The sequence below is a fragment of the Pseudomonas sp. CCI3.1 genome (genome assembly GCF_034313985.1).
Lineage (GTDB): Bacteria > Pseudomonadota > Gammaproteobacteria > Pseudomonadales > Pseudomonadaceae > Aquipseudomonas > Aquipseudomonas psychrophila.
The window spans coordinates 4,975,166-4,993,974 of sequence record NZ_JAVIWO010000001.1 but is presented as its reverse complement, the minus strand read 5'-3'; the positions used below and the strand labels follow the sequence as shown (position 1 = coordinate 4,993,974).

At 56.9% G+C, this 18,809-nt stretch carries 12 protein-coding genes; 3 read left to right on the top strand and 9 right to left on the bottom strand.

The window, feature by feature from the left end; genetic code table 11:
* Positions 1-42 precede the first annotated feature (42 nt).
* Positions 43-783, top strand: a complete 741-nt coding sequence (locus RGV06_RS22950; RefSeq protein WP_048352431.1) for a YciK family oxidoreductase — start codon at positions 43-45, stop codon at positions 781-783.
* A gap of 81 nt (positions 784-864) precedes the next feature.
* Here RGV06_RS22950 and RGV06_RS22945 read toward each other — a convergent pair whose 3' ends face one another.
* The 7 genes from RGV06_RS22945 to RGV06_RS22915 form a co-directional block, all read right to left on the bottom strand.
* Positions 865-1,650: a TenA family transcriptional regulator gene (locus tag RGV06_RS22945; RefSeq protein ID WP_019826794.1), complete on the bottom strand. Its 786-nt coding sequence runs from the start codon at positions 1,648-1,650 to the stop codon at positions 865-867.
* A 46-nt stretch (positions 1,651-1,696) separates the two neighbouring features.
* Entirely contained in the window at positions 1,697-4,156 is a 2,460-nt protein-coding gene (locus RGV06_RS22940; RefSeq protein ID WP_322151522.1) for an EAL domain-containing protein, read from the bottom strand.
* Between the two features lie 160 nt (positions 4,157-4,316).
* Complete coding sequence (locus RGV06_RS22935) at positions 4,317-6,098, bottom strand: ABC transporter ATP-binding protein (protein ID WP_173667425.1); 1,782 nt, start codon at positions 6,096-6,098, stop codon at positions 4,317-4,319.
* 28 nt (positions 6,099-6,126) lie between these two features.
* Positions 6,127-6,762 (bottom strand): DsbA family protein, encoded by a 636-nt coding sequence (locus RGV06_RS22930; protein WP_019826799.1) that lies wholly within the window; start codon positions 6,760-6,762, stop codon positions 6,127-6,129.
* A 1-nt stretch (position 6,763) separates the two neighbouring features.
* Complete coding sequence (locus tag RGV06_RS22925) at positions 6,764-7,702, bottom strand: rhodanese-related sulfurtransferase (protein ID WP_048352432.1); 939 nt, start codon at positions 7,700-7,702, stop codon at positions 6,764-6,766.
* Positions 7,703-7,802: 100 nt separating this feature from the next.
* Positions 7,803-8,099 (bottom strand): BolA family protein, encoded by a 297-nt coding sequence (locus tag RGV06_RS22920; protein WP_019826801.1) that lies wholly within the window; start codon positions 8,097-8,099, stop codon positions 7,803-7,805.
* An 11-nt stretch (positions 8,100-8,110) separates the two neighbouring features.
* On the bottom strand, positions 8,111-8,626 hold the full coding sequence (locus tag RGV06_RS22915; protein WP_019826803.1) for a DUF2059 domain-containing protein: 516 nt from the start codon (positions 8,624-8,626) through the stop codon (positions 8,111-8,113).
* 192 nt (positions 8,627-8,818) lie between these two features.
* Here RGV06_RS22915 and RGV06_RS22910 point away from each other — a divergent pair, with 192 nt between their 5' ends.
* Positions 8,819-10,210, top strand: a complete 1,392-nt coding sequence (locus RGV06_RS22910; protein ID WP_019826805.1) for a class II fumarate hydratase — start codon at positions 8,819-8,821, stop codon at positions 10,208-10,210.
* A gap of 149 nt (positions 10,211-10,359) precedes the next feature.
* On the opposite strand, the gene pap is transcribed toward RGV06_RS22910, so the two are convergent.
* Positions 10,360-11,865 (bottom strand): polyphosphate:AMP phosphotransferase, encoded by a 1,506-nt coding sequence (pap, locus tag RGV06_RS22905; protein ID WP_046809470.1) that lies wholly within the window; start codon positions 11,863-11,865, stop codon positions 10,360-10,362.
* Between the two features lie 139 nt (positions 11,866-12,004).
* Between pap and mnmC the strand changes: the two genes are divergently transcribed.
* Complete coding sequence (mnmC, locus tag RGV06_RS22900) at positions 12,005-13,984, top strand: bifunctional tRNA (5-methylaminomethyl-2-thiouridine)(34)-methyltransferase MnmD/FAD-dependent 5-carboxymethylaminomethyl-2-thiouridine(34) oxidoreductase MnmC (RefSeq protein ID WP_322151516.1); 1,980 nt, start codon at positions 12,005-12,007, stop codon at positions 13,982-13,984.
* Here the strand turns inward: mnmC and RGV06_RS22895 are convergent.
* The gene (locus RGV06_RS22895; RefSeq protein ID WP_322151514.1) at positions 13,971-18,782 is read right to left on the bottom strand and encodes an NEL-type E3 ubiquitin ligase domain-containing protein; all 4,812 of its coding nucleotides are present in this window, start codon (positions 18,780-18,782) and stop codon (positions 13,971-13,973) included. The two genes, mnmC and RGV06_RS22895, sit on opposite strands and share 14 nt — an antisense overlap.
* Positions 18,783-18,809: the final 27 nt, after the last annotated feature.

Below are 18,809 nucleotides of genomic sequence, written 5' to 3'. Positions count from 1 at the left end.
AAAGCGCCCGCTGACGATCTTCGTTTTTTGTTGAGGTTTTATATGTTTGATTATTCCGCCCGCCCCAACCTGCTTCAGGATCGGGTCATTCTGGTCACCGGCGCTGGTCGTGGCATTGGCGCTGCGGCCGCCAAAACTTACGCAGCACACGGCGCGACCGTACTGCTGCTGGGCAAGACCGAGGCCAACCTGAGCCAGGTTTACGATGAAATCGAAGCCGCTGGCCATCCTAAACCAGTCGTCATCCCGTTTAATCTCGAAACCGCCCAGCCCCATCAGTTCGATGAACTGGCTGCCATGATCGAGAACGAGTTCGGCCATCTTGACGGTCTGCTGCACAACGCTTCGATCATTGGTCCGCGCACGCCGCTGGAGCAGTTGTCAGGCGAGAACTTCATGCGCGTGATGCACATAAACGTCAATGCCATGTTCATGCTCACCAGCACCCTGCTACCACTGCTCAAGCTTTCCCAGGACGCCTCGGTGATCTTCACCTCCAGCAGCGTCGGTCGCAAAGGCCGCGCCTACTGGGGCGCTTATGGCGTATCGAAGTTTGCCACCGAAGGCCTGATGCAAACCCTGGCCGACGAAGTCGACGCCGTCGCCCCGGTACGCTCCAACAGCATCAACCCCGGCGCGACCCGCACCAGCATGCGCGCCCTGGCATACCCGGGCGAGAACCCTGAAAACAACCCGGAACCGCACGCAATCATGCCGGTTTATCTGTACCTGATGGGCCCGGACAGCACCGGCATCAACGGCCAGGCCTTCGACGCTCAGTAACAGGTCAACAAACAAAAACCGCAGCCTGCGTGTGAATGCAGCCTGCGGTTTTTTTTACACATGGAATCTCAGACTGGGCCTTTAGCTCTCAACCAGCTCCCGGCGCACACGCACAGCCGGTGCTGTGTCGAGCTGCAAACAACTTTGCAAAAACAGGTACATGTAGTCGTAACTCTTGCAAATCGCCTTGCGCAGGTCGTCGATCAACTCCTCGCTCGGGTTCATCCCGGCCAAGGTACACACGATTTCCAGCGCTTCCCAAGGATGCTCGTCATCATACTGAGCATGCATCTTGAGCCATTTCATCGTGCGCTTGCGCCCCTCCAGCGGGAACGACTCTTCGTAGATATTCTTTGAGCACACTGCCGCCGCCCACTCACCCACCGCACCTTCAATGGCGTAATTGGTCGCCGCCATAGCGACCGCCAGTGAGTCCGTCGCGCAGGTATGCCAGCACCAATCGTTCAATGCCTGGAATTCAGCGGGAATGTCTTGCGCGTTCAATTCTTCAAGGCTCACGCCATGCGCCCGAGCCCAGTACACCCAGTAATCGGCATGATTGAGTTCGACGCGGATATTGCGGATCAACCAGCGACGCGCCATGTCCTCACCCGGGTGACGCCCATAACGGGTTTTCCCCAGGTTACGCCCCATGTACAACGAAAACTGCTCAACGACCGGCCAGCCGCCTATCAGGTACGTTCGCATGGCCCGGGGACTTAGCGTGTTATCACGCATGCGTTTATATATTTCATGCCCCACAGCACGGCGTTTACTCTCGCTGCAATCGCGAATCAACTGCTGCGCCCACTGTGGATAACTGGCCTCTTCCATGAGAGGCCCTGTCCGGTTAAATACAGTAATCACAATCCAAATCCTTTTTGAGAAGAGACTTTAGAAAAGGTACAACATATCAACGTAAAGTTCCCGGCGACTTCAATGTCAACGATCTGGAACGCACAGGGCGCTGTAATAAACTGTCAAAGGTAAACAGCTGCGGGCGCTGAACTATATAGCCCTGCGCATAATCAACTCCGATTTCAATCAACGCCTGCTCTATGTGCGTACTTTCAACAAACTCGGCAATGGTGCGTTTTCCCATGACATGGCCAATATGATTAATAACTTCAACCATGGCCCGGTTGATAGGGTCATCCAACATGTCTTTGACGAAGCTGCCGTCAATTTTCAAAAAATCGACGGGCAAATGTTTCAAGTAAGCAAACGAAGACATACCGGCACAAAAGTCATCTAACGAAAAATGACAACCCAACGCCTTGAGATCATTAATAAATCGAATCGCACTGCCCAAGTTTGCAATGGCGCTGGTTTCGGTAATTTCAAAGCAGATAAGCGTGGGCGACACTGCGTAACATTCAAATTGTTCGTGCAGAAATGCCAGGAAATCGTCATCCCCTATGGTCGAGCCTGACAAGTTGATGGCGCACATCGCCATGGGGCGCCCGCCCGACTGGGCCGAACATTCAGAAATGATCCTGAATACATTTTCGACCACCCAGCGATCTATCGAGCTCATCAAACCATAACGCTCGGCGGCAGGAATAAAACTGTCAGGCAGAACCATTCGCCCGCTCTCGTCCTTCAATCGCAACAGGATTTCAATGTGCCCACTGCCTTCCTGAGCCCCCCCCAAGGGAGTGATTTCTTGTGAATACAGTCTGAAGTGGTTCTCTTCCAGGGCTACGTGCAGGCGCTGCACCCAGGCCATCTCTCCAAAACGCAAAGACAGCTCAGTGTCATCCACCTGGTAAACCTGTACCCGATTACGGCCCTTTTCCTTGGCCATGTAACAGGCCATATCTGCAGCACGCATCAATGCCTCCAGGGTCACGGGGGCTTGATGGATGTGGACCAGACCAATGCTGATGGTGCTCATGAACGGTCGCCCCTTCCAGGCGAAATGCAGACTTTGCACCGATTGGCGCAAGCCTCCCGCTATTTTTTCCGCCATGTCGACCGGACAGTTTTCCAGCAAAATGCCGAACTCATCCCCTCCCAATCTCGCCAGGGTGTCGCCTTCGCGCAATCCGGTTCGCAGCAGCACACATATGTGACGTAGCAACTCGTCACCTGCCGCATGACCGCAGGTGTCATTAACCAGCTTGAACTGATCCAGATCGAGAAACATGAGTGCATGCCGGCCCTGTTGTCGGCCCAGATTCTTCAGTACCAACTCAAGGCGGTATTCGAACTCACGGCGATTGGCCAAACCGGTAAGTGCATCGTGGGTTGCCTGCCAGGATAGATTGGCGATGTATTGACGCTCCTGGGTCATGTCATGCAGCACCAGCACCGCGCCGCTCACCTCCCCGGCGTGAAGGATTGGCGCCCCCACCAGCGTGACCGCGACGGTACTGCCGTCCATTCGTTGAATCTGCCTGGAATGCTCGCGATTGTTGCCCAGCTGGCCGCTGAGAATACGTTCAATCAGCTTCAAACCGTCATCCTGATCATTGTCATCCAGCAACTTGAACAACGCCGCCAGGGTAACGCCTTGTGCCTGCTCGGACTTCCATTGGGTCAGTTGCTCCGCCGCCGGATTCAAGTAGGCAATAGCACCATTCACGTCGGTCGTTATGACCCCGTCGCCAATGGACTGAAGCGTGATTTGTGCCCGCTCTTTTTCCAGCTGCAGCGCTTCAGCAAATGCACGGCTCTGAGCCAGCACTTTATGAGTTCGTATGAGCACCAGAAGAATCAGCCCCAGCGCCGTGGCTAGATTGATGGCTACCAGCAACTGCCAGATAAAACGTGAGCCTTCACCCAGAGCATCGCTGAAGGCCTTGGCTGCGGGGGCAATTCCTTCGTTGATGGCAAATATATTGTCCTCCCAGCGTTTGACGTCCGCTTCGCTGGCCTGACCCTCAAGCAATGCCCGATGCATTTCTTGAGCCAGTTCATCGAGCTGAATCAGATAAGCATCACCCTGGGTCCACTTCTCGATGGCCGTTTTCATATAACTGACGTTACGAAAGTATCGATAGAACCAAATGATGCTGGAGACATCTTGCTCGCTGTTGCCACCTTGCAGAATGCCTTCACGGGCAGAGACTACATCAGGGGGAGATTGATCCATCGCAAGCCGTAGTGTGTGACCGCCTTGAGGGACACTTATTGCCTGCTGAAATTTTCTGAAGTAAACAGGGTCTTGCGTATCGGAATACAAGTGGAGGAAGTAGATGGCGTCTTTTTGACCTTTGGACCACAAACTTTCGCCCCCCACGTAACTGCGCACCGCAGAGAGCATATACAGACTCACGCACCCCAATAGCGCCTGGAAAAGCACGACGGCAATAAAGGGCCAAACAATGCCCAACAAGCGTGGCGTCCCATGGGGGCGTTTAAGTTTCATGAGTTTCCTTGCTTCATGGCGTCAGATGAAAACCAGAGAGAAAATCTCACTACAAATCAGCCTAGGCCAATTTTCAAAAAATTGAGCAGTCCTTATTGCCCCAAACCGACAAAAATCCGAACCTGGGCAGCCCCCCACCCTTAAACGACAACCGCCTGTATCAAGTCTGTTGCAGATGCCCGTAAAGTTTGGCGTAAAGCCCTCCCTCTGCGATCAATTGCTGGTGATCACCCTCTTCGGCAATGCAGCCGCCATCAAACACCAGCACCCTGTCTGCTTGTTTTACCGCAGACAAACGATGAGCGATGATTAAAGTAGTACGACCACTCAAGAATTTTCCCAAAGCGTGATGCAAGTTGTATTCGGTGGCGGCATCCAGGGCGCTGGTCGCCTCGTCCAGAATCACCACCTTGGGCTCGGCCAGCACCATCCGCGCAATCGCCAGACGCTGGCGCTGACCACCCGACAATCGCACGCCTGAGCGCCCAACGATGCTGTCCAACCCTTGAGGCAGCGTACGAATAGTGCCATCGAGCTGCGCGATTTCCAGAGCATGCCAGCACGCCTCATCCGTTCGCTCGCGGCCCATTGTCAGATTGGCGCGCACGGTATCGTTAAACAACGACGGATGTTGCAGCACCACCGCGACATGTTCACGAATGGTCTGCAGGCCTATTTCTGGCTGACTCGCCTCTGCAAAGTGAATGCTCCCCGACTGCGGCGTATACAGGCCCAGCAGCAATTGCACCAAGGTACTCTTGCCGCCGCCGCTGGTGCCTACAATCGCTACCTTTTCTCCCGCAGCGATGGTCAGGTTCAGATGATCCAGTACCTTTTCATCCCCATAGCTGAAGCTCAGGTCACGCACTTCAATGCCAACGGTCTGACGCCCCAGAAACGGATTAACGCCTCCGGGATATTGCGGCTCGTCGCTGCGCGCCAGTAACTGGTTGATTCGTGTGACGGCACCATCGGCGGCGTAAAAGGCATATTGCAAATTAAGCAACTGTTCAACGGGCCCGATCATGAACCACAAGTAGCTGAACACTGCGAGCATCTGGCCAATCGACAAATCCGAAAACAGCACCGTGAGCATCGCGGCAGCGCGAAAAATATCGATACCAAACTGGAACAGCAATCCGCTGGCACGATTTGAGGCATCGCTCTTCCATTGCGAAGCCACGGCAAAGTCCCGAACCTCCCGCGCACGCAACCCCAGACGACCGAGGAAAAAGCCCTGGCGGTTACCCGCTCGTACCTCCTGAATGGCGTCCAGTGTCTCGCTCAATGCTTGAGTGAAACGCGCCGTGCTGTCGTTTTCGAGTTTTTTCAGGTGTTTGACCCGCTTGCCCAGCTGCACCGTGGCGTAGATCACCGGCGGGTTGAACAGCAAGATAAGCAGGGCCAGTTGCCAGTGCATCCACAGCAAAATCGCCGAAGTGCCCACCAGCGTGAGCATGGCCACCAAAAAGCGACTCAAGGTTTCGCCGACAAACTTGTCGAGGGTTTCGAGATCGGTGACCAGATGCGTGGTCACGGTCCCGCTGCCGAGGTTTTCATACTCAGCCATTGATATTCGCTTCAAGCGCTCAATCAGCCGCAGGCGAATGCGAAACACAATGTCCTTGGCCAGACGCGAAAACAGCCGGGCCTGCAGGACGTTAAACAAAAGCGCCCCACAGCGCAGCATCAGGGTAATGGCCAGCATGAGGCCAATGTACCCCGCCGCACCTTGCCAGGCAGCCGGTAGCCAATGGTTCATGATTTTCAGCGCTGCATCACCGTTACCCAGCAGCACTTCGTCCACCAGCAAAGGCAGAAGCAAAGGGATGGGAACGCTGCACAACGTAGCCAGCACGGCCACGCCGTTAGCAATCCACAGTGCTTTTTTGTGGCGCAAGGCCAGACGACGGATTTCAGCCCAGGTCAGGCGATCCGTCACCGGGGACGAGGACTGCACCCCAGAAGGATCAAACACGCGTAGCGCGTTCTAGCCAACGGGCAAGCAGGTCAGACAGAGGTTCAAGCGGCTGATAACCGTTGGTCAATAATGCCAGCTGGCCGTTACGCTCGGCGAGCAAAGTGGGAAACCCGGCAATTCCCAGGTCTTGCACCCAGGTAAAGTCGGCGCCCGTTGCCGTGTGTTGTTCGGCCGAGTCAAAAGCGGCGGCAAACTCGATACGCGGCACCCCTGCCGTTTCGGCAAGCTCAACCAGCACGCTGGCCTGGGTGACATCGCGACCTTGCACATAAAAGGCCTGCTGAATCAGCTTGACCAACCTCCAGGCACAATCGGGGGCAAGACTGCGTGCTGCCACCACTGCTCGACAGGCAGGCTCGGTGTCATAGACAAAACCGTCGGGCAATGCACCGTCAAAATTGAAGGATTGCCCGGTGGCCTCTGTGACTGCCTGCCAATGCTCAAGAATGTAGCGCCGCGTGGCGGGCTCAAGGGCCGAGCCACTGCCGGTACGCAATCCGCCTACCACCAGGTGCAACTCGACGCCTGCGGTCTGGGCCTGCTCAACCAGGGCCTCAGCGATGGGCGAAAAGCCCCAGCACCAGGAGCACATAGGGTCCATCACATAGAGCAGGCGTGCGCTCATCTTAAACCTCGGCAGGTTTACGGTAGTTGTGGCCAATCGGGTGCGGCTGATTGCGCGCCTTGGCCAGATCGATCTGCTTTTGCCGATCAATAGCGCTACGACGGGTTTTTTCGCTCAACGTGTCCCAGCAATGCGGACAGCTGATACCGGGCTGATAGTGCTCCGACTCGCGATCCGCGATGCTGATCGGCGTACGGCAGGCATGGCACTGGTCGTATTCGCCGGCGCTCAGGTCGTGGCGCACCGTGACGCGGTTATCGAACACAAAGCAGTCACCCTGCCACTTGGTTTCTTCCTGCGGCACTTCTTCGAGGTACTTCAGGATGCCGCCTTTAAGGTGGTAAACCTCGTCGAAACCCTGGCTGAGCATGTAGCTCGACGCTTTTTCACAGCGAATGCCGCCCGTGCAGAACATCGCGACTTTCTTGTGCTTGGCCGGGTCGAAATTGGCTTTGATATAGTCAGGAAATTCGCGAAAGCTGGTGGTTTTCGGGTCAATGGCGCCTTCAAACGTACCGATCGAGACTTCGTAATCGTTACGGGTGTCAATCAACAGCACCTCTGGATCGCTGATCAGCGCATTCCAGTTCTCGGGGTCGACATAGGTTCCGACTTTCTTGTTCGGATCCACACCTTCTACGCCGAGGGTAACGATTTCTTTCTTGAGCTTGACCTTGGTCCGATAGAACGGCTGGTCATCGCAGTAGGATTCTTTATGGTCGATATCGACCATGCGCGGATCGTTCTTGAGCCAGGCCATCAGCCCGTCAATGCCTTCACGAGTCCCGGAAACCGTGCCGTTAATGCCTTCTTCGGCAATCAGCAGGGTGCCCTTGATACCATTGGCGACCATGGCGTTGAGCAGCGGCTCACGCAGTGCTACGTAATCTTCAAGTGTGACGAATTTGTACAGTGCAGCGACAACAATTGGCGCGGTCATCGTGTTTCTCTCCAGGTGGCTACCCTCGCAAAGGGTGAACCGGATGCAAAAAAAACGCGCCGGCTAAGCGGCGCGCTGCGGATTCTAGCAAAAAGACGACTTAGTGCCCACCGCCAGCACAGGTCGGCGAAGCCGGGGCCGTGCCGATTTTCGCCCATTCTTCAGGCGTGTACGTATGCAAGGCCAGCGCATGGAACTCGCCCATCAGGTCACCCAGGGTGGCGTAGACCTTCTGGTGACGCTTGACGCTGTTGAGCCCGGCGAACTGCTCGCTGACCACCACAGCCTTGAAGTGGGTCTGCAACCCTCGACTGTGCATGTGGCTTTCATCCAGCACACTCAGGTGCTCAGGTTGCAACGCGCTGAGCGTCGATTCGATACGTTGCTGCATGTCCATTCAGGCTCCGCTTACTTCTTCTTGGCCGGGGCCGCTGCTGGCTCCAGCTCGGCGGTCATGTCGGCCAACAGCTTGTTGACGACCGGCACTGCGCTTTCCAGTTTGGCCTGGGTCATTTGTGCCGATTGCTGGGTCAGCTGCGGCATTTTTTCCAGGACTTTCTTGCCCAGTGGCGACTGGTAGAACGCTACCAGATCCTTGAGTTCGGACTCGCTGAAGTTGGTGGTGTACAGCTTGACCATGTCCGGCTTGAGTTTATTCCAGCCGATGGCCTGGTCCAGGGCGGTGTTGGCTTTGGCCTGGTAGGTTTCCAGCAGGGCTTTCTTGGAGGCTGGCGCTTTGGTTTGCTCAAAACGTTGAGCAAACATTTGCTGCACTTGCATATACACCGGGGTACCGAGCTTATCGGCATGTGCCAGTTTCAGGAACGTTTCAGCACTGGCAGCGTGACTGGCTGCATCGGCGAAAACTTGGCCGCTGGCGCAAACCAGAGCAACCGCTGTACAGATGGCGCGAAGACGGGTCATCGAGTTTCCTTTTCTAGCAAGCGAGGTTGAACCCCAAGGGCGGCCATTCTGCGCCTAATAAAGTGTGTCACTCAACCCCGAGACTGATAGACGTTCTCATCACCTGACCAAAAGCATTAAAAACATCAGATTGAACCCCCGCTGCAAACCAGCGCCTAAGCTGTCTGGTCAGACCTATAGGAGAATGAGCTGATGAGCCGTATCGAAACCGACAGCCTGGGTGAAGTAAATGTGGCCGATGAGGTTTATTGGGGCGCTCAGACTCAACGATCGCTAATCAACTTCGCCATCGGCAACGAAAAGATGCCGCTGGCCGTGTTGCACGCCCTGGTGCTGATCAAAAAAGCTGCTGCCCGGGTCAATAACCGCAACGGCGACCTCCCCGCCGACATCGCCCGGCTGATCGAACAGGCCGCCGATGAAGTACTCGACGGTGAGCACGATGATCAGTTCCCGCTGGTTGTATGGCAGACCGGCAGCGGCACGCAAAGCAACATGAACGCCAACGAAGTGATCGCCGGGCGCGCCAACGAACTGGCTGGCAAAGGCCGCGGCGGCAAATCGCCCGTCCACCCCAATGACCACGTCAACCGCTCGCAAAGCTCCAATGACTGCTTCCCGACCGCCATGCATATTGCTACCGCCAAAGCGGTTCACGAGCAGTTGCTACCCGCGATCAGCGAACTCTCAGGCGGGTTGGCCGAGCTGTCGGTACGCCACATGAAACTGGTTAAAACCGGCCGTACTCACATGATGGACGCAACGCCCATTACCTTTGGCCAGGAACTGTCAGCCTATATCGCCCAACTTGATTACGCCGAACAAGCCATACGCTCGGCTATACCCGCGGTGTATGAACTGGCGCAAGGAGGCACAGCGGTAGGTACCGGACTCAACGCCCCACACGGCTTTGCCGAAGCAATTGCCGCTGAAATCGCCGCCTTGTCCGGTCTGCCATTTGTCACTGCGCCAAACAAATTTGCCGCATTGGCGGGGCACGAACCGCTAACCACCCTCTCGGGCGCACTCAAAACCCTGGCCGTTACCCTGATGAAACTGGCCAATGACTTCCGTCTGCTGGGATCAGGGCCGCGTGCCGGGCTGGCAGAAATCAAGCTGCCTGCCAATGAACCGGGCAGTTCGATCATGCCGGGCAAGGTCAACCCGACCCAGTGCGAAGCCCTGTCGATGCTGGCCTGCCAGGTGATGGGCAATGACGTGACCATCGGCTTTGCTGCAAGCCAGGGGCACCTGCAACTGAACGTCTACAAACCGGTGATCATTCACAACCTGCTGCAGTCGATCCAGTTACTGGCGGACGGTTGCAGCAACTTCCAAAAACACTGCGTCACCGGCCTTGAAGCCGACGCCGGAAAAATGGCCGAGCATCTGGAACGCGGCTTGATGCTGGTCACAGCACTCAACCCGCATATTGGCTATGACAAGTCGGCTGAAATCGCCAAGAAAGCCTATGCCGAAGGGTTGACCCTGCGCGAAGCGGCATTGGAACTGGGTTACCTGACCGATGCCGAGTTCGACCAGTGGGTGCGCCCGGAAAATATGCTGGGTACTGGCAAGCACTAGGCCATAGGTCTTCTCGTAGCCGAAGAAACGAGGCTGCGGCTACAGGACAAGTGCAACTGTGGGAGCGAGCCTGCTCGCGAAGGTCGTTCGCGAGCAGGCTCGATCCCACAGTAGGGCTTGACCTGCAACAGAGTATCTACAGGCTTTTCCTATTTTTTACGCTTTTTGTCGCTCTTCTCGAACGCTGCTTCCAGAGCCTCGTTGATCGTGCGCAACACCTTGACCCGCGCCCAGCGTTTGTCATTGGCTTCTACCAGTGTCCAGGGTGAAACCTCGGTACTGGTGCGATCAACCATGTCGCACACTGCCTTGCGATACACATCCCACTTCTCGCGGTTGCGCCAGTCTTCTTCAGTGATTTTGAAGCGTTTGAACGGGATCTCTTCGCGCTCATGAAAACGCTCAAGCTGTACATCCTTATCGATCGCCAGCCAGAACTTGACGACAATCACGCCCGCATCGCGCAATTGCTCCTCGAAATCATTGATTTCTCCATAGGCGCGCATCCAGTCGGCCGGGGTGCAAAAGCCCTCGACCCGCTCAACCAGCACCCGCCCGTACCAGGAGCGATCAAAGATGGTGAACTTGCCACGGCCCGGAATCTGCCGCCAAAAGCGCCACAAATAGGGCTGTGCGCGCTCATCTTCAGAAGGCGCCGCAATCGGCACGATGCTGTACTGGCGCGGGTCGAGTGCCGCCGCCACACGCTTGATCGAACCGCCCTTGCCTGCCGCATCGTTGCCTTCGAATACCGATACCAGCGCATGTCGACGCATCCGTTTGTCGCGCATCAACCCCGACAGGCGCGCCTGCTCGGTGATCAACTGCTCCTGGTAATCGTCTTTGTCCAGATGCTGCGTCATGTCCAGACAATCGAGCAGGCTCAAACCGTCCTGGGCTTCAGTCAACGGGGCGACGTGGGTGGCGCGGGCTTTGGTCTTGGCTTCACTCAGTGCGGCTTGCAGACCTTCGAGCAAAATCTTGCCCACTGTCAGGCTGCGATAATACGGATCCACACCTTCAACGATGTTCCAGGGGGCATAGTCGCGGCTGGTTCGACGAATCACACGCTCGCCAAATCGTACAAAACGATCGTAAGTTTCTGACTGTTGCCAATCCAATGGACTGATACGCCAGCTGTGCAGCGGGTCATCCTTGAGTGCTTTAAGGCGGGCTTTCATCTGTTTTTTCGACAAGTGAAACCAGAACTTGAAAATCACCGCCCCTTCGTTGCACAGCATTTTCTCCAGACGTTCCGCGCCATTGATCGCCTGATCGAGTACGGCATCCTTGAAGCGGCCATGAACCCGGCCCTGCAGCATCTGGCTGTACCAGTTACCGAAGAACACCCCCATGCGGCCCTTGGCGGGCAATTGCCGCCAGTAGCGCCAGGCAGGCGGATGCGCCAGCTCCTCATCCGTCTGGCTGTCAAACGTGCGCACTTCGATCAGCCGCGGATCCATCCATTCATTCAGCAGCTTGACCGTCTCGCCTTTGCCGGCGCCTTCAATGCCGTTGATCAATACGATGACCGCAGAACGCTTCTGCTGGTGGAGCTCGTATTGGGCCTCAAGCAACGCTTCGCGTAAGGCGGGAACTTCACTGTCGTAGGTTTCTTTATCGATTGCATGACCGATTTCAGCGGATTCGAACATGGAAAGCTCCCTGGCAAGATTTCACAAGCCTAGCGGATTGCGTCTAAACGTGTAGGAACATCCCTCACAAAACTGTCATGGATCAGTCGCGCCGCTACTGTTCAGCTAGAATGGCCGCCTTGACGTTGCCGAGCCGCACATGACTACTGAAATGCCCAATGCCCAGATTGACTGGGATGACCAAGGTCGCCCCCATTCGCGGGTGTTTGATGACGTGTATTTTTCGGACAAGTCCGGCCTGGAAGAGACGCGCTATGTCTTTATCGAACAGAACGCACTTGCAGAGCGTTTCCAAAACCTGCCGGCCAATGGTCAGTTGGTTATTGGCGAAACCGGTTTCGGCACCGGCCTGAATTTTTTATGCGCCTGGCAGTTGTTTGAACAAAAAGCACCGCCCGACGCCCGCCTGCACTTCATCAGCGTCGAAAAATACCCGCTTACCCGCCAGGACCTGCAGCGCGCCCTCGCCCTGTGGCCCGAGCTGACGACGTACAGCGAACAACTGCTTGCGGCCTACTTTGCGATTCACCCGGGATTCCAGACCCTGAGCCTGGCCAATGGCCGGGTCACCCTCACGTTGTTGATCGGTGACGTGCTCGAGCAACTGCCGCAACTGGACGCGCAAGTCGACGCCTGGTTTCTCGATGGCTTCGCTCCCGCAAAAAACCCCGATATGTGGACGCCCGAACTCTTCGCGCAACTGGCACGCCTGGCCGCTCCCGAGTCCACCATCAGTACCTTCACCAGCACCGGCTGGGTGCGCCGGGCGCTGAACGAGGCCGGCTTCAAGATGCGCCGTACTCCGGGCATCGGCCATAAATGGGAGATTCTGCGCGGCACTTTTGTTGGTTTGCCTGAAAACGTAACTGCAACATCCGGCGTCAAACCCTGGTTTGCCCGCCCGCCGCAGGTAAAAGGCCCGCGTAAAGCCCTGGTCATTGGTGGTGGCCTGTCAGGTTGTGCAAGTGCCAACAGCCTCGCTCGTAGAGGTTGGCAGGTGGTTTTGCTGGAGCGCCATGAGCGACTGGCCAAGGAGGCTTCAGGCAACCCTCAGGGCGTGCTGTATCTCAAACTGTCGGCGCACGGTACAACCCTGTCGCAACTGATTGTCAGCGGATTCGGTTACACCCGTCGCCTGCTGGAAGGCCTGCAACGCGGGCGTGACTGGGATGACTGCGGCGTTCTGCAATTGGGTTTCAATGCCAAGGAAGCCGAACGTCAGGCTCAATTGGCTGCCTCGTTCCCGCCTGCGCTGGTGCATCTGGTGGATCAACCCCAGGCACAGGCTCTGGCCGGGATAGAACTGGCCCACGGTGGTCTGTTCTACCCTGAAGGTGGCTGGGTTCACCCGCCTGCACTATGCCATTACCAGACCTTGCACCCCAATGTGCACGTATTGACGCACCATGACGTGCTGCAACTGCACAGGGTCGATGACCAGTGGCAGGCCTGCCAGGACGACAAACTGCTGGCCCAAGCGCCGGTGGTAATTCTTGCAGGTGCCGCAGAGGTCAAGCGTTTCCCGGCCAGCAGCGCCTTGCCGCTCAAGCGCATTCGCGGGCAAATCACCCAACTGGTAGAAACCCAACACAGCGCCGTGCTTAAAACCGTGGTCTGTGCCGAGGGTTATGTTGCCCCGGGCCGTCTGGGTGAGCATACGCTGGGTGCCAGTTTCGACTTCCATAACGAAGACCTGACCACCACCCCCGAGGGGCACCAGGGCAACCTCGACTTGCTGCAGGAAATATCCCCGGACATGGCCCAACGCCTTGGCGATGAACAACTCGACCCGCACACCCTGCAGGGCTGGGCGGCCTTTCGCTGCACCAGTCCCGACTATTTGCCGATTGTGGGCCCATTGACCGACCCGGAGCAGTTCGCAAGCGCCTATGCCGTATTGCGCAAGGATGCCCGCCAAGTGCCAGACACGCCTTGCCCCTGGCTTGCAGGCTTGTTCGTCAACAGCGGCCACGGTTCCCGCGGGTTGATTACCGCCCCCCTGTCGGGCGAGCTATTGGCTGCCTGGATCACCCATGAGCCCCTGCCCGTGCCACGGGTTGTCGCCGAGGCCTGCCTGCCAAGCCGGTTCGGGCTGCGGGCGCTGATCAAAGGGCTGTAGATTCTTCTCCTGAACGTTCAAGGGCATCCAGCAGGGCATTGGTTTTTTCCAGACACCAGGCATCGACCACCCCGTCCATTTGATGGCGAATTTCTGCCACCCTGCGCAAATAGCGCTCATCGGTCATCTGCGGCGAGTTCAACAACAATTCGCCCAGACTGTCGAAATGGGGTTTGGTCAATGCGCTGTATTGCGCCTTGCTGGTCTTGATCAAGTAGTCCTTCCAGAATTGCTGGGTGCTGATAAACGTATTCAACTCCGGGGTTCTTTCAGCATTTTCGACTTCGAACTTTGCTACTTCCAGATCTGCCTGCGTCACTCCTGCCAGCCTCCCAAAGGACATGTTTCTCGGTTGTCCCGGCAGATCGAGGTCTGCGGCCAGGCCGATGCGATAGGCAAGGTGCACCTCCAGCTCATCGGCGGCTTCTCCCGCCGCCAGTTGTCGTTTGAAATGCGCGGCAGCAATTTGCGAGAGCTTATGCAGCCTGAACTGTTTTTTGCCCAGCGTTAACAATTGCCCCACCTCAAGCGAGGCATCCCGCGAAACAGCGGCCAGCTCCATCTGGACTTCCATGGCACTGAAGATAAAGGCCACGCTGTCTGAACAACTGCGTGGGGAAGCCGCTATATCCAGCACGTCACGGCGCAATACACTGCTTTCATTGGCGGCCTCGATCATTTCCCACACGCGTCGGCTGAGGTCGTGCCGCACGCTCTGGGCGTCCGCCGTCGAGGTCAAACGACTGATCACCACAAAAAAATCATCGGCGGCGGGTTCGGCGCGCAAAGCGTTCCACAATAACTCTCGCCTCCGGCGCTCTTGGGACGTAATACCCACCGTCCAAAACTCGAAGGCTGCGGCCTCACTCATCAGCTCTTCGCTTCTGATCCCCATGCTGCTGCCGCCTTGCATCACGTTACGCGCCAGGCGCAGGCGACTGGCCGCAGACAGTGGGTTACCGGACAACGAGATATGGCGCGTAAAGGTTGGCGAGGCCAGGTAGACATGCTCGGGTATCTCGGTGATACGGTTTTCTCGCAAGTCGGCAGACTCCAGCAGTGGCCTGGAAATAAGGCCTTGAGGCCACTGATCAAGCCCTGAGCGACGTAGATACACCCGGCGCAAATAGGCCAGGCCATTGAAACTCAGGAGTGGACCCAACACGTTGTCGTTGAGATTGAGCACTTCCAGCCGGTTCAACGTACTTAAGACCTCCATATTCTCAGCGCTCATGTACAACTGGTTACGCGCCAGGGACAAGCGCTGCAGGTGGGGCAAGTGCATTAGCTGAGCCGGAAAACGGGTCATGCGGTTGTTGTCCATTTCCAGCGACACCACCCCGCTGAAGTGCTCAAGAAATGAACCGGCGATATCTCTGCAGTCCATATTGCTTAATTTGAGTTCACGCACATGACTGAAGTCAGCCAGGTCTGGCAGTGCGGGCAGGCTGTCCAACCGAAAACCGCCCAGGTTAAGGCTGTAAACCTCATCGGGATTGGCCCAGGGAAGATGCTTCGGGCTTTTATGCCAACTGCGCTGAATCAGAACCGCGATCTGGTACCTGTCTTCCGAATAATCGTGGACGGTGTTGGTCACCAACTGCTCAATGGGCGTGGCATTGATCCAGCGTTGCAAGCTCTGCACCAGCGCCAATCGCTCACGTTTGCGCTGACGTAGGACATTCAGAGGGTCGAGACCCCGTTCTATCAAACCATCGAGGTAAATCAGCACCTGTTCATTATTGATGTCCGGGTAAATATCGCGAACCCGCCGTTGAAGCGCTGCAGAGTACCCACCAGGGTCCAGCCCGCATAACGGATAGCCGGTTTGGCCGCTCGGCAGCGTCACCGGTGGCTTGAAAACGGGTTTGATCGGCTGCATGCCCAGAACCCCGGCAGACTCTTGACGGGCCTGCGCGGCCAGCTTGCCCAGCGCCGCATTGAATTGCGTTGCATCTGCCGGCAAGGCAAAACCCATTGCCAGACGCTCATCGGGGGTCAGAGACGTAAACAATGCGTTCAACAATGGCACTGGCCCGCCCGGCTCCAGTACCTGCATCGAACCTCGCGGTGTGTAGCGCTGATAGCCCTGGGCCGTTTTGACCAGTACCCGCGCGCCCTTTGCCTCAACATTGCCCCATCGATGGGTGACAGTGCCCAGTAGCGAATTATCTCGAATCTCCAGGGTCGCGTCGGCGGGCAGGCCGTGCAGTCGCGCCAGAAAATGCAGGGTTAATTGATCGGTGTCGGCGCCGGCCAGAAACGGCAGGTAAAAACCCTCCAGTGCCCGATTGATCCGGCTCTCCCTGAGGTACAGGCGCGCCATTTCGCCCAGGGCCAAAGGCACCTTGGCAATACGCAATAGTTCGCGCTGGCTATCAGTGGCAGACTCGACCAAGTTTTGCGCCACAGAACGCGGCAGCCCCGCAAATGCCCTTTCAATAGGGATGGCTTGGGGCGAAGTCGAAACATCGAATTGACCGTAGAGATGACCAAAGACCGACGATCTGTTATCCCGCGCATAGGCTCCCATTGCCTGCGCCAACCGCTGTGCAACATCCCCTGAAGTGCTCCCCTCTTGCCCCAACAACCCATTGATCTCTGTTTGCGACAACGCCCCCAGCACAGTGTCCAGCAACGTGCCCTGCTCAAGCATCGCAGGCGTCAGGTTGATCCGGGCCACGCTGCTGCCAGCGTGCGCCAGGCTGCGCCCCGAACTGTCCGCCATGGCCAGCCCTTTGCCCACAGGCCAGCCCGGCATCAATGGCAGTAGCTGCAACTGCAGATCAGCCCAGCGCTGGGCGTTGTACTCATGGGTACTCATCTGCTCGATAAACGCCGTGATCTGCCGATCGATTTCAAAGCGTTTGAGGCTGATCCTCAGCAAGGGCGGTGGCGCCAGGTTGTGCAGATGAACGCGGCGCAATAACCCATGCGGCGTGTCAGTCAATAGCCGCACGTGCTCCAGGCTTTGAGCATCGAGTGACACCGCCGGACCACCCAGGCGCCCCATCAATGTCGCGCTGGCGTCCCATTCCAGCGGCCGCTCATGGGCATGCTGCCAAGCCCCTTGGCGGTTATGCAGCAATGCCGGCTTGAAAGCGGTTGGCCGTGCGGGGTGGGCAATACGCCATTGGTTAAGACTGGAATCAAATTCAGCCCGGTAGTGCTTGCCATTCACTTGCACACAGTCAGCGCCCTGGTACTTAAAAAAGCCCTGGGCGTCTGCCCTATGCTGCCGTTCACCAGCGGTCTTATGCTCATAGGGTTCCAGCTGCTTGTTCCACAGCCTTGCGCTGCCGTCATCGCGCTGGATGGGCTCAAAGCCTTCGAAGTGGTTTCTGGTGGCCTGACTGATGCGGCTGGCCAACGTACCCACGGCAGCAGCGCCCACGGCAATCGCCCCGTTGACGGCAATATCCTTGGCGACATTCAACAGATGCTCACGGGCATGATCGACATCGCCGTGCGCCCAATCCTCCACCCCCTCATACACTTCCTTCAACATTTGGCCGATGGCTACCGCCAGCATCACGTCTCCCAGCACCGGAACAAACAAGGCTGCAACGTTGATCAATAACAAGCCGGCATTTTTATAGGCTTGCCAGCGAGCTTCACGCTCTTGCTGGTCCAGAACCCCTGTTGGCACCGCCAGCACTTGCGCGTCGGCAAACATGTTCTTGAGTTGCACCGAGGTCAAATACTGCGCAGCGCTCATGCCTAGAGGCGTCGCCGTCAGGAACAGTACCTCAGGATGGGCTTTGACCTTTTGCATAAATCCGGCACGGGCCTTCAAGGCGACAAACCGTGCGAAAAAATCGGCATAGGCAGGGTCACGCAGGCGATGCTTCAATTCATCGGTAAAAACCTGAAGCGTACTGAATTCGAAAAAAGGCGCGACAGGATCGTTGGGGATATACGCAATCAGGCGTTGGCCTGGATGCAGCAGCAACGAGTCCGCAGAAAAAATAACGACCCCGTCGATGACGGTGTCGAGTATTGACATCGAGCTGTGAAAGATCGGCTTGCCGTCCAGTTGCACCGATGCTGTAGAGGCGGCATCAGTGGCCAAGGCCAACATTGCCAGCAACGCACTGTAGGCTGTCTGGCCGATGTTCTTTTTGAGAAATGCGATATGCGCATCCACCTGCATGTCGCTGGTTTTGAGTTGCCGAAGATTCCTCTCAGTGGCCAATTGTGTAGCGTTCGGGCTCTGGATGCCGGGAGCTGCAACCCCGAGAAACCATTGCAAATACAGCTGGTATTTAAGGCCCAGGTCCAGCCTGCGACACAGCGCTGCGATCTCATGAGGCAGGATTGGGCTGGGGCGCGCAGGGTGTCCACCGTGCAGGATCTTGCTTTGGGGATGGAACCCGTCAGCCTGGGATTCATCCACAGAAAAGTTTTGCAACGCGGCCCATAACAGCGTTTTAGGCTCATCGCGCACGGTGGTGTGACGCACTGTCAGCAGCAGTGTGTTGTCGGTCACCACGTGCACATGCACGGCGGCAAGATAGTCGCGGTGAATATCCAGCGACGGGCCGAACTCGTACATCACCTCGGCCGCCAGAAGCGTCCCGCAATACGTTTCGACGCTTTGCAACTCGCTGAATTTTTTGCCTACCCGGCCATGCCACAGCCGGCTTTGGGCCATGGCGGCATTCAACGCATCAATGATGTCGGGAGGTGCGTCCAGCAGCCATCTGGGCATGTGGCTCTGAACCAGTTCCAGCGGTTCAAGATCGCTGAGTGTGCTCTGGCGCGCTTCCAGAGGGGGATAACGGTCGGTGCGTGTCATCTTCGAATGTCCAGGTGGGTGACCAAA